The sequence below is a fragment of the Sphingobacterium sp. UGAL515B_05 genome, from assembly GCF_033097525.1.
Lineage (GTDB): Bacteria > Bacteroidota > Bacteroidia > Sphingobacteriales > Sphingobacteriaceae > Sphingobacterium.
The window spans coordinates 2,153,931-2,166,787 of the sequence record NZ_CP109907.1 but is presented as its reverse complement, the minus strand read 5'-3'; the positions used below and the strand labels follow the sequence as shown (position 1 = coordinate 2,166,787).

General features: G+C 39.9%; 12 protein-coding genes. 5 read left to right on the top strand and 7 right to left on the bottom strand.

The window, feature by feature from the left end:
- Positions 1–19: 19 nt before the first annotated feature.
- On the bottom strand, positions 20–1,471 hold the full coding sequence (sufB, locus tag OK025_RS08780; protein ID WP_317669151.1) for a Fe-S cluster assembly protein SufB: 1,452 nt from the start codon (positions 1,469–1,471) through the stop codon (positions 20–22).
- Positions 1,472–1,803: 332 nt separating this feature from the next.
- Between sufB and OK025_RS08775 the strand changes: the two genes are divergently transcribed.
- Positions 1,804–2,274: an Lrp/AsnC family transcriptional regulator gene (locus OK025_RS08775; RefSeq protein WP_046673117.1), complete on the top strand. Its 471-nt coding sequence runs from the start codon at positions 1,804–1,806 to the stop codon at positions 2,272–2,274.
- 109 nt (positions 2,275–2,383) lie between these two features.
- On the opposite strand, the gene ung is transcribed toward OK025_RS08775, so the two are convergent.
- A complete protein-coding gene (gene ung, locus OK025_RS08770; RefSeq protein ID WP_317669150.1) occupies positions 2,384–3,058 on the bottom strand; it encodes a uracil-DNA glycosylase in 675 nt (224 codons plus the stop codon).
- 222 nt (positions 3,059–3,280) lie between these two features.
- Between ung and OK025_RS08765 the strand changes: the two genes are divergently transcribed.
- On the top strand, positions 3,281–3,820 hold the full coding sequence (locus OK025_RS08765; protein ID WP_075990263.1) for a hypothetical protein: 540 nt from the start codon (positions 3,281–3,283) through the stop codon (positions 3,818–3,820).
- Positions 3,821–3,892: 72 nt separating this feature from the next.
- Here the strand turns inward: OK025_RS08765 and OK025_RS08760 are convergent, their stop codons facing one another.
- Positions 3,893–4,357, bottom strand: a complete 465-nt coding sequence (locus tag OK025_RS08760) for a hypothetical protein (protein WP_317669149.1) — start codon at positions 4,355–4,357, stop codon at positions 3,893–3,895.
- A 67-nt stretch (positions 4,358–4,424) separates the two neighbouring features.
- On the bottom strand, positions 4,425–4,907 hold the full coding sequence (locus OK025_RS08755) for a DUF4293 domain-containing protein (RefSeq protein ID WP_317669148.1): 483 nt from the start codon (positions 4,905–4,907) through the stop codon (positions 4,425–4,427).
- 195 nt (positions 4,908–5,102) lie between these two features.
- On the opposite strand from OK025_RS08755, the gene OK025_RS08750 reads away from it, so the two are divergent.
- Entirely contained in the window at positions 5,103–5,624 is a 522-nt protein-coding gene (locus tag OK025_RS08750) for a hypothetical protein (RefSeq protein ID WP_317669147.1), read from the top strand.
- Here the strand turns inward: OK025_RS08750 and OK025_RS08745 are convergent, their stop codons facing one another.
- The 3 genes from OK025_RS08745 to OK025_RS08735 form a co-directional block, all read right to left on the bottom strand.
- Positions 5,625–7,388 carry an ABC transporter ATP-binding protein gene (locus tag OK025_RS08745; RefSeq protein ID WP_317669146.1) on the bottom strand — a complete coding sequence of 588 codons (1,764 nt, stop codon included), beginning with the start codon at positions 7,386–7,388 and terminating at the stop codon, positions 5,625–5,627.
- A 24-nt stretch (positions 7,389–7,412) separates the two neighbouring features.
- Entirely contained in the window at positions 7,413–8,168 is a 756-nt protein-coding gene (gene truA, locus OK025_RS08740) for a tRNA pseudouridine(38-40) synthase TruA (protein WP_201669754.1), read from the bottom strand.
- Between the two features lie 331 nt (positions 8,169–8,499).
- The gene (locus OK025_RS08735) at positions 8,500–9,801 is read right to left on the bottom strand and encodes a UDP-N-acetylmuramoyl-tripeptide--D-alanyl-D-alanine ligase (RefSeq protein ID WP_317669145.1); all 1,302 of its coding nucleotides are present in this window, start codon (positions 9,799–9,801) and stop codon (positions 8,500–8,502) included.
- A gap of 316 nt (positions 9,802–10,117) precedes the next feature.
- Here OK025_RS08735 and OK025_RS08730 point away from each other — a divergent pair, with 316 nt between their 5' ends.
- Both OK025_RS08730 and OK025_RS08725 read left to right on the top strand, forming a co-directional pair.
- Positions 10,118–11,083, top strand: a complete 966-nt coding sequence (locus tag OK025_RS08730; RefSeq protein ID WP_317669144.1) for a pectinesterase family protein — start codon at positions 10,118–10,120, stop codon at positions 11,081–11,083.
- Between the two features lie 101 nt (positions 11,084–11,184).
- Positions 11,185–12,855 (top strand): glycoside hydrolase family 28 protein, encoded by a 1,671-nt coding sequence (locus OK025_RS08725; RefSeq protein WP_317669143.1) that lies wholly within the window; start codon positions 11,185–11,187, stop codon positions 12,853–12,855.
- The last annotated feature ends 2 nt before the right edge of the window (positions 12,856–12,857 follow it).

Here is a 12,857-nt window from a genome sequence, read left to right as displayed (position 1 = left end):
ATTCCCAATGATTTTTTATCTATCCTACTGAACCTTCTAATGAAATTGCCAATAATTTTTGAGCCTCTACAGCAAACTCCATCGGCAATTGATTTAATACTTCCTTTGCATACCCGTTGACAATTAAACCAACAGCTTTCTCAGAATCGATACCACGTTGATTCAAATAGAATACTTGGTCCTCACCGATTTTGGAAGTAGTCGCCTCATGCTCTAATTTGGCTGTCTTATTTCTATTTTCGATATAAGGGAATGTATGTGCCCCACATTTATCACCGATCAATAAGGAGTCACATTGGGTAAAGTTACGTGAGTTGTCTGCTTTTGGACCGATTTTCACCAAACCTCTATAACTGTTGTGGCTCTTACCGGCAGAAATACCTTTAGAAATAATTTTAGATTTCGTGTTTTTACCCAAATGAACCATCTTCGTTCCTGTATCAGCTACCTGATGATTACGCGTCATGGCTACAGAGTAAAACTCGCCAATAGAGTTATCACCCTTTAAAATCACACCAGGGTATTTCCATGTAATTGCAGAACCAGTTTCTACCTGTGTCCAAGAGATTTTACTGTTATCACCCTTACAGATTCCACGCTTGGTTACAAAGTTATAAATACCACCTTTTCCATCTTTATCACCAGGGTACCAGTTTTGCACGGTAGAATATTTAATATCAGCATCGCGTTCGGCAATCAATTCAACTACCGCAGCATGCAGCTGGTTTTCATCACGCATAGGTGCAGTACATCCCTCCAAATAAGAAACATAAGCTCCCTCATCGGCAATGATCAACGTGCGTTCAAATTGTCCGGTATTCTGTGCATTGATACGGAAGTAGGTCGATAATTCCATTGGACATCTAACACCTTTTGGAACATAAACAAAGGATCCATCCGAAAATACTGCAGAATTCAACGCCGCATAAATGTTATCCGTCTGTGGAACCACTGTACCCAAATATTTTTTCACCAGGTCAGGATGCTCTTGCACGGCCTCACCAAATGAACAGAAAATAACACCTTGTTCTTTTAATTTCTCACGAAACGTTGTTTTGACAGATACCGAGTCAAAGACAGCATCTACCGCCACAACTCCTGCCAATACTTTTTGCTCATCCAAAGGAATCCCCAATTTTTCAAAGGTAGCAATCAACTCAGGGTCAACTTCATCCATCGAATTAAGCTGTGGTTTTGCTTTTGGGGCTGCATAGTAGGAAATCTCTTGAAAATCAATTTCAGGAGCTTTGAAATTCTGCCAAGTAGGCATTCTTAACGTCAAGAAATGACGGAAAGCTTTTAACCTCCATTCCAATAGCCATTCAGGTTCATTCTTTTTTGCCGAAATAAAACGAACCGTATCCTCAGTAAGGCCTTTGGCTGCAATTTCCATTTCGATATCTGTCGTGAACCCGTATTTATATTCTTCGAGCTCCAGCTCTTTTAACAAATCGTCGTCTTTAGTACTCATATTGCGCTCTCACGGTTTAACTAATTTGGGAGGGCTTCACCTCCGCACCTATCGAACTGCAAAGTTACAATTTCAAAGCCAATAAAACAGCATTTAATAGCACCTTACGAAGGCATTTTTAATAAAAAAATGACATTTATCACTCCATTTCATTAAAATGAGCACATTTCAATCGATTATGACAGTCAAATGATTTTACATCGATTAAAATTATAACTAAGCAATCTTAATATAGCTAAAATCTATTAATCATCAATAATTTTGTATATTTTTAAATTTCCAAATATAATTTTGTATATTTACAAATACTATTGATTATTAAGACTTAAGATATGCCCTTTGCACCGGATAAAACAGATTTAAAAATTCTTAAACTATTACAAGAGAATGGTCGTATAACTAATTTGCAACTCGCATCTAGCATCGGACTATCTCCCGCACCAACTTTAGAGCGTGTGCGAAAACTGGAAAACTCTGGCTTCATCAAAAGTTACCATGCTTTTGTAGACGAGGAGAAATTGGGACTAGGAATCAAATCGTTTATCCAGATCTCACTCGATTTCCATACACATAACGCTATCCCTGAGTTTGTTGCTGCCGTCAAAATGATACCTGAGGTAACCGAATGCCACCACGTTACAGGCAATTGTGATTTCATCCTCAAGGTTTACGTAAAAGATATTAAAGCTTATGAAGGTGTCATCATGGAAAAAATCTCCAAAATACCTTTTGTAAAGACATTCCAAACCATGATGATTATGTCAACCAGCAAAAAAGAACCAATTATTCCTTTAGAATATTAAACGAAGGAATAAGTCGATCAAAAATATCATTACCGGAATCTCGCTTTTGGACGTATTTGCTCCATGCGACGATCACCGGCAATGATGTTTATTTAACGCAAGACAAAACTTAAACCAGGCGCCAATCAATTGGGGCTTTACCATGTTCCATCAAATATTGGTTTGCGCGTGAAAAATGTTTACTACCAAAAAAACCACGATAGACAGACAACGGTGATGGATGCACCGCCATTAGTATAAGATGCTTCTTCGCATCAATAAGCACACTTTTCTTTTGGGCATAACTTCCCCACAACAGAAATACCACATGTTCACAACGCTCCGAAATGGCATGAATAATACTATCTGTAAAAATCTCCCAACCTTTCTTCTGATGGGAGCCTGCTAAATGCGCCTGTACTGTCAATGTCGCATTTAACAAGAGTACACCCTGTTTGGCCCAATAGGTCAAATCGCCAGCACGTGGTTCAACAAAACCGGGTATATCGTCTTGTAATTCCTTAAAGATATTTTTTAAGGATGGCGGCAAAGCAATCCCTTCTGGCACAGAGAAAGACAAGCCGTGCGCCTGCCCATCATTATGGTAAGGATCCTGCCCTAAGATAACTACTTTTACCTGGTCCAATGGCGTCAGCTTAAAAGCATTCATCACCAGATCTGCCGGTGGAAACACTTTCGTTTTCTGCCGCTCTTCTTGCACAAAAGTAGACAGCTGTTTCATATAAGGCTGACCAAACAAAGGCTTTAGCACAGGAGCCCAAGAATCATCGTATTGCTTTTCCATACCCCAAACATAGATAAAGTTGCATATAAAGGCAAATTTATCCACATAAGCTCTTTTCAAGGGACTACAGCAAAAAAACACGAGCACATCTCGTTTATCCATATCCTCTTCAGGGGAAAAACACATTTTTACAAAATAACCACCTGAACGAGTTGCTTAAACGGTGAAATTAACGGATATTTGCAGAATTAAATTGAATACAAATATTTTAAACAAAGATTTATGTCAAATCTCGTTAGAATCATTATTTGCAGTGCATTGCTGATCGGAACAGTTGCCTTATTCTGGACTGGAAATTGGGGATGGGGAATCTTAGGCATCCTGATCACGATCTTAGGCTTTGTTACTGTATTTTTCCACGAATATATGCTGATTGCGCAATGGTATATGCGTAAACAAAATATGGCCGCAGCTGAAAAATGGCTACGTAAAATCACCAACTACGAAAAGCAATTGATCCCACAACAGCACGGTTACTACAATATGCTGATCGGACTGATCGAATCACAACGCGCACCTATGCAATCCGAAAAATATTTTAAGAAGGCATTAGCGTTGGGCTTACATATGGATCATAATATCGCTTTAGCAAAATTAAGCCTGGCTGGTGTAGCAATGGCAAAACGCAACAAGCGTGAAGCCGAAAAACTTCTTCAGGAAGCGAAAAAAGCAGATAAAAACAAATTATTGGCCGATCAGATCAAAATGATGAAAGATCAGATGGGCATGATGGACAAACAACAGATCAGATACAATCGATAATATTGACCAATCAAAAAAAAGCTTCGGCGCTATCGCACCGAAGCTTTTTTTTTGATCAAGCCCCAAAATCTATTATTTCTTTAACGGAATAGGAACTTCCAAAAACTCACCCTCTTCCGTACTGCTCTCAAACACCAGTTTAATCAGATCCGGCTTATCCGCTTTTTTCCAATCCTTGACAACGACCTGTATATCCACAGGCTTATCTTCTTCTAACAAATAATGCAGATAATTCTGCTTATCTTCAAATTTAACCAAAACATTTCCCATCTGAATCGTTGAAAAAAAATGGGGTTGTTTCTTCTGATCCAACACTTGCGTGGAAAAGGTATTCATTTTATACTCACGGGGATCGGTACTATAAGATATCGCAAACAGATTAATCACCAGCTCATTCTTACGCTCATCGAAGTGAAATTCCCGCACATCGAATTGAATATCGTCAACAACCAGCAATGAATCTGCTGACTGAGCCTTTACAAGCCCACCTCCAAGAAAGAACATCAAGAGGACAACATATCGAAAAAAAACATTCATATTATATTATATTTAAAAAAGCCACGAAGATCGTGGCTTTAACTCGTATTGTTTTATTGTCTCAACATTATGCCCGCAATCGATCGGCAGACCGGATCAATTTTTCATCTTTACGCACTCCGCCCATAGCTAACGCACAGAATATAATTGAAATTGGTAACAAAAAGAATCCTACACCGATATTCCCTGCGCCCAAAAATTGGCTCACCGTAGCGAGATGAGCACTAGCAGAAGAGTATAGCCATACCGCAAATAAGATAATCGCCACAATCTCTATCCAAATAAGCAAAAGTTGAACTTTACGTTTTTTAAATTTAAATATCGTGAATAAGGGAAGTCCTCCTAATATTACAGTGGCCACGGTCTGGAGAATATAGCCAAATCCTCCCTCGTGTACTGGCTGACCTGCAGCAACACTATACACACCGGTTACCTTCACATTCTTCCCTAAGCCAACTAAATCACTATAATTAACATAGGGAAATAGAAACAAGCCAAATATGACTAATCCTGCTATCAGCAAATAAACAGTTTGGATACGTTGAATCATAGTTTAATTTTTGTATATCAACAAACTTAGATAAATTGATTTTCATATGCAATATAATTGCGACCGAAAAAACAACCAACCTTACAGCTCTATAAACACCAAAACAATCAAACCTGACATTTTGTTGTATTTTTTTACATCCCACCAAAGGGCTTCTTTTTTAGAAAGCTTTATCTTTGCGAAAAAAAAAATACCATGTTATATATATACGGAGCAACCGCACATGCTAAAACTGCGGTAGATGTAGCAGAAGATTTAGCGATTGAAATTGGTGGTCTTATCGACAAATCGCTACTAATTGAAGATGTATTCGATTACGAGGTTCAACTTCATCATGAAGCAAAAGGCACGGAAGAAAATTTCTTTGTCGCAGTCAAGAATCCTGGTCTTCGCCAAAGGATTGTGTCAGAAAACGCAAATTGGAACTTCCAGACCCTCATCCATCCTAAAGCCTACGTATCAAAAAGAGCCGAAATTGGTGAAGGCACCATTATTCTCCCTGGCGCTTCGATCGCTCCAGATGTACAAATAGGCAACCACTGCGTTATTGCCGGTTCCGCCGTTATCGAGAGCAACACCATTATTGAAGATTTTGTCAACATCGGTCCAAATGTCTCAATCGGAGCAAACGTTCTAGTTGGTCGAGGTTCCGAAATCAAAGCAAATACACGTATCGAAGACGAAGAAACTATCCCCAAAGAGAGTATTATCGCTTAATTAAATCCCTGCGGAATGAAACTGTAAGTCGTATAGTTTTTTATAATAACCATCGAAAGATAGCAATTCCTGATGCGTTCCGATTTCCTTGATTTCGCCTTTATCCAACACAATAATCTTGTCCGCCTTCTGAATGGTGGACAAGCGGTGGGCAATAACAATCGATGTTCTTCCTCTCATGAGGTTATCAATTGCATGTTGGATCATTTCTTCCGTTTCGGTATCTACCGAAGAAGTCGCTTCGTCCAAAATAAGAATCCGAGGATCGTGTACCAAAGCCCGTATAAAAGAAATCAATTGTGCCTGCCCCGCAGATAAGGTTGCTCCCCGCTCTTTCACATCATAATCATAGCCCCCAGGCAGTCGCATAATAAAATCATGCGCGCCCACCTCCTTTGCCGCTTCGATCACCTGCTCTCTAGATATTGCAGGATCACCTAATGTAATGTTATTGATGACACTATCCGAAAAGAGAAATACATCCTGCAATACTGTCGAAATGGTATTTCTCAGATAATCAAGGTCATAATCCCGGATATTACGGCCATCCAATAGAATTTCACCCTTATTGATTTCATAAAACCGGCTTAGAATATTGATGGTAGAAGATTTTCCGGCACCAGTAGCCCCAACTAAAGCTAAAGTCTCGCCCGGATTAACATTGAAGTTAACATCTTTCAGAACCCAATTTTCCTCATTGTAAGCAAACCAAACATCGCGAAACGCAACCTCTCCTTTGATATGTGCGGGTTTCAAAGTCCCCAAATTAGGCGTCTTTTCATCGGTATCCAAGACTTCAAAAATTCGTTCAGCACTGACCATACCCATTTGAAGTGTATTGAACTTGTCAATAAGTTCCCGAATGGGCCTAAAGATCATATTAATATACATGATGAAGGCTACAACTACACCCGGAGAGATCACATCACCCATAATTTGTTTGGAACCAAACCACACCAATAATCCCAAAGCAATAGCCATGATAATTTCCAAAACAGGGAAAAAGATGGAGAAGTACCAATTGGTTCGAATATGTGCATTTCGATGTTGCGCATTAATTTCTTTAAACTTATCCATTTCCTGCTTTTCACGCGCAAAATATTGGATAATCCCGACTCCCGTAATGTGTTCCTGCAAAAAGGTATTTAAATTGGAAACCCATTTCCTCACATCAATAAAAGCAGATTTCATCGCCTCTTTAAACACATAAGTTGCTGCCACCATCAAAGGCATGGGAATTAAAACAATCAATGTTAGCTTCCAATCGGAGTAAAACATCACAACCAGAATAACTACCAGCTGCAATAAATCACCGATAATCTGGATCAAGCCCTCAGAAAAAATATTGGAAAGAGTCTCCAGATCAGAAATGGTACGTGTAATTAGTTTTCCCAACGCCGTACGATCAAAATACTTAAGCCGGAGTTGAACAATGTGGTTAAATACCTGAATCCGGATATCGCGAATGACCGACTGCCCCAGGGTATTTGTCATTAAGGTATGATAATAACGAATCAAGGTCTGCAGGATGACCAATGCCAACATCGCTATCAGCATGAGGGACAACCCGTTGGTATCGAAATTTAAAATATAGTTATCTAATGTATGCTGAATTAGCATAGGCAAAGCGGGCGCCACAGCGGCCAACAATATCGTTAGAACGACCGATATCCAAAATGACACATGGTAAGGCCGCATATAGCGACTCATGCGTTTCACTAAATTGATATCGTAGGTTTTACCAGTTATTTTATCTTGACTCACGTTAAATTCTATATCTATTAAATTCTATATATAAGGATATGCTACTTCTGTTAAATATAAACCATGTGCAGGAACAGAAACACCCGCTTTTCCGCGGTTTTTACTTTGAATAACATCTTGCATAAATGAAACCGGCTTGCCTTTTATCCCTATTTCCAACGATGTCCCTACAATGGCACGCACCATATTGCGCAAAAAACGATCTGCAGTTATGTGAAAAACCAGATGTTGCTCAGTATGCCATACCCACTCGGCTCTACGAATATCGCAAATATTTGTAAACACCTGCGTATGAGACTTACTAAAGCATTCGAAATCTTGTTTACCCAATAAAAACTGCGCAGCTTCATTCATCTTTTCGACATCCGGACGATCGCGCATAAAACATGAATAGGGATAGATAAAAGGATCTTTATGAAAATGAAGATGGTATTCATATGATCTTTGCGTTGCATCGAAGCGAGCATGTGCTTCGGGTTCCACTTCGATCAAGCGCTTCACGGCCACATCAAAGGGCAATAAGGCATTGAGCGAATGAATAAAACGATCAGCTTTCTGTAGAATACCCACGGGGGCTGCATCGAAATGTGCATACAATTGCTTGGCATGAACACCCGTATCTGTACGGCCAGCTCCAGTTGTTTCAATGGGCTCCCGCAACAGGGTTTCAAGCGCTTTATTCAGCACTTCCTGCACGGAAATTGCATTATTCTGAATTTGCCAACCATGATAAGCCTGTCCAAAATAGGCTATTTCCAAAAAAAAACGTCTTTTATCCATTATATGCAACAAAGGTACGTTTTTCCAAATGAGCATCATTTCTTCGCGGAACGAATTTGCTCATTTTACTCATTATTTAATCCTTACATGACAAAACTGTTTGTTTTGCCCTTCCTTTTTACTCGAACCTGCCTGATGGGTAATTTGGTATTCAGCGGCACCAAAGCAACAGCAAACACCTACTATCTTCGCCCTGCGACCACGGTAAGTCCACCGTGAGTCCACGTTGAGTCCACCTTTTTAAGTACATTCAATGCGGGAGCACCATGGTCGCAATATGGTCGCACCCCGAACTTATCCCCTAGTTGTGCATAACACAAAGCTAAAAAGGCTATAGTAAATCGACCAGATTTTCAAAAGCCATGCCACGTGATGCTTTCAATAAAACGGTGGCATCAGTTATCGGCTTTGCACTGATTGCTTGTTTTGCTTCGGCAGTAGTTTCATAAAACTCCCCACCTTCATACCGATGTGCGAAAAATTCTTTGCCGACAAAAATTTTGCGATCTGCAGGAATAGCTCTTACGTTTTCAACAATTTTTTTATGCTCTTCAAAGGATTCGGCTCCCAATTCAAACATATCACCCAATACAATAGCCTTCTTATCCGCTTCAATAATCCGGATATTATCCAGTGCAGCGGCCATGCTCGTTGCATTGGCATTATAATAATCGCAGATCAGCGTATTGTGGGCCGTTTTCATAATCTGCGAGCGATTGTTGGTAGGTGTGTATCCTTCAATACCCCGATTGATCGACGCAGAAGGAACGCCAAAATGCAAACCCACTGCAATTGCCGCAAGAAAGTTTTCGGTATTATAAGAGCCTGTTAACTGCGTATCAACTACATAAGATTCGGCCGCCCCTTTCTTTTGCCACTCAATTTGTAAAAGGGGATTTGCTTTAAGAAGCTTTCCAATCACGTCATTATCTTCCGAAAAACCATAAGTAATGATGTTAGCTATCTTACGAGCGGAAGCCATCTCTTTGAGATGTGGGTTATCGGCCTGCAAAAATAATACACCTTGATGGTCCTGCAGCCAATCGTATAGCTCACCTTTGGTTTTCTTCACTCCTTCAAAAGACCCAAAACCTTCTAGATGTGCTTTACCAACATTAGAAATCAAACCATGTGTCGGTTCGGCAATCCCACACAAAAAAGCAATTTCTTCCAAATGGTTTGCCCCCATTTCGATGATTGCGAGCTCAACGGAATCATCTATCGCCAATAATGTTATGGGAACACCAATATGATTATTCAAATTTCCTTTTGTCGCATATGCCTTATACTTCTGCGAAACAACAGCATACAACAGTTCCTTCGTAGTCGTTTTTCCATTTGTACCCGTCACACCAATAATTGGAATATGCAACTGCTGTCTGTGATAATTTGCCAGTTGCTGTAATGCTTTTAAAACATCATCAACAAGAATATACTGTTCTCCTTTTTGGAAAATCTCTTCATCAATAACAACATATTTAGCGCCCATTTCAAGTGCTTTCTCTGCAAAAGCATTTCCATTGAAATTGGCCCCTTTGAGAGCGAAGAATATACTATCCTTTTCAATTTTACGTGTATCAGTGGTGATATTCGGATACTGTTTATAAATCTGATAAAGCGATTGGATGTCCATGTTGAGAAATTTGTTGAACAAACTTAGAGAAATTGCTTTTTATATGCAATACAATTAAACTCCATATAGACAATTTAGGAACCTTATTTCGTTCTGACTATCCCCTTATGGCTATATCAACTCAATCAAATATATCCAATACAGGCAATATTTCAAGATACAAACATACTTTACACGCCATGGTAGCATGCTAGAATTGTCGTTTCAATCGGCTCACGCAAACGTGACCGATAACGTTTGCGCATTTATTTTGGTGGATTTCCTTTAAGGAAGGCTTTAATATTGGTAATTTCATTGACCAATTAAACACTTTGGAATGCGGACGATCATACTTTCTCTTTTTTTAATTCCTTTTTTTCTTTTTGCTGCGGAAGTAAAGAGTTATGATTTTGTCGTGGCCAAAGATGGTACGGGACACTTCACAACAATTCAAGATGCCATTGATGCTGTCCCTGATTATCGAAAAAAGGAAACAAAAATATATATCAAAAACGGCACATACCGCGAAAAAATCATCCTCCCGCGGAGCAAGCAGTTTGTTACATTAGTCGGTGAAGATAAATTTAAAACGATTATCAGTTATGACGATTATGCGCAAAAGAAAAATCGTTTTGGTGAAGAAATGGGTACTTCCGGCTCCGCAAGTTTTTATTGCTATGGGGACGACTTTACGGCCATAAACCTTTCTTTTGAAAATGGATCCGGCCCAGTGGGCCAGGCAGTGGCGGCATGGATCTCCGGAGACCGTAATTTGTTTCTCAATTGTCGCTTCTTAGGATTTCAAGACACCCTATACACTTTCGGGAAGGGGACAAGACAACTGTATTATCAGTGCTATATCGAAGGTACTGTAGATTTTATCTTTGGCGCTTCCACGGCCTGGTTTGAGAATTGTGAACTGCACTGCAAAAACAAGGGCTATATTACCGCAGCATCTACACCCGAGCACGTAGATTTTGGCTATATCTTTAATAACTGCAACATCACAGGAAATAAAGACACAAAAACATTCTATCTGGGACGCCCTTGGCGACCTTATGCTAAAGTAATCTTCATGCATTGCAACCTTCCCCAATTTATTGAAGATAAAGGTTGGCACAACTGGGGCAAAGAGTCAAATGAAAAAACAGCTTATTTCGCAGAATATAAAAACAAAGGCGCAGGCTCAGTGTCACAAAATCGTGTCAAATGGAGTCGCCTGTTAACAGATAGAGAGGCCGATAGCCTTAATTTTCAACGTGTATTCAAGGATTGGGTACCAAGCCTTGCATTTGATAGATAAGTAATGACTGGTAACGATTGCATAAGTTTTTCATCCAAGTTAGGGACAAAGAATGTACAATTGCTTTTACAAATAACCATTTTTAAACCAAAATGTAAAAAATGAATTCGTTTAAAAAGCACTATTCACGTACATTGAAATCCGTTCTTGGATTGCTTCTCGTGCTACCACAGCTGAGTATCGCCCAAGAGCCTGCCCGTCCTATCGTACAACAGGTCGAATTTAAGAAAGACACGTTAAATATTGGCAATTATGGCGCTAAAGGTGACGGTCAATTTCTTAATACAACGTCAATCAACCAAACGATCCGCACGTGTAGCGAACGTGGCGGCGGTGTGGTACTGATCCCTCCGGGAATTTGGTTGACGGGGCCTATTGAAATGCAGAGCAATGTAAACCTGCACCTCAAACGAGATGCCGTACTGCTTTTCACCAAGGACTTTAATCAATATAAGCTTGTTGAATCTAATTGGGAAGGTGAGCCGGCTTGGCGTAATCAAAATCCGATATCGGGCAAGAACCTATATAATATCGCCATTACAGGCGATGGCATTATCGATGGCAATGGAAATGCCTGGAGGATGGTTAAAAAAAACAAACTAACCGCATCGCAATGGAAAAATCTCGTTTCATCGGGCGGCACTGTCGACACCACCAATGAGATCTGGTACCCCTCCACAAGTTCCCTGAAAGGTTCGCAAGAAAAGAAAGCCGGGGTTATTCGTCCCGGCACAACAGTTGAGAATTTCAAAGATGTCAAAGATTTTTTAAGACCAAATCTTTTGGTATTTACAAACTGTAAAAAAATATTGTTGGAAGGAGTAACGATACAAAACTCTCCCGCCTGGAATATACACCCCTTGCTATGTGAAGATCTAACCTTACGCAAGCTTTCGGTTCGTAACCCCTGGTATGGCCAAAATGGCGATGGTGTAGATGTGGAGTCTTGCAAAAATGTCCTCATTGAAGACTGTACATTTGATGTTGGCGATGACGGCATATGTATTAAGTCTGGCCGTGATAAAGCTGGGCGTGACCGTGGCAGGCCAACCGAGAATGTAATTATCCGCAATAATGTTGTTTATCATGCACATGGTGGATTTGTAATCGGAAGCGAGATGAGCGGTGGCGCCCGCAATATTTGGGTGGAAGACTGTTCGTTTATTGGAACTGATATCGGACTTCGTTTCAAAACAACAAGAGGTCGTGGAGGAGTTGTAGAAAACATCTTCATCAATAATATCAATATGGTTGATATCCCAGGCGAAGCGATTCTTTTTGATATGTATTACGCGGCTGTAGATCCGGTCGCTTTGGCTGGAGAGAAGAGGTCTCCAGTAAAAACAGTTACACTTCCAGTTACGGAAGAAACGCCGCAATTCAAAAACTTCTATATCAAAAATATCGTGGCGAAAGGAGCTTCAAAAGGAATTTTCTTACGTGGTCTCCCTGAAATGCATATTCAGCATATATGGATAGAAAATGCAACATTGAAAGCATGTAATGGTATTGAAATCATTGAAGCTTCTCGGGTTAATCTGAAAAATATCACATTAAAAACAACGAAAAATAATCCGCTGATCGCCATCAATAATAGCACTGCGATAAATCTAGATAATATCCAAGCATTAGACACTCCCGAACTGTATATTGAGGTTGCGGGTGATAAAAGCAGTAATATCAATTTATCGAAATCCAACACAAGGACTGCCAAGACGGTCAGTCAATTTATAGCCGGAAGTACAGACAAATCCTTAACGATCAAAAATTAGGA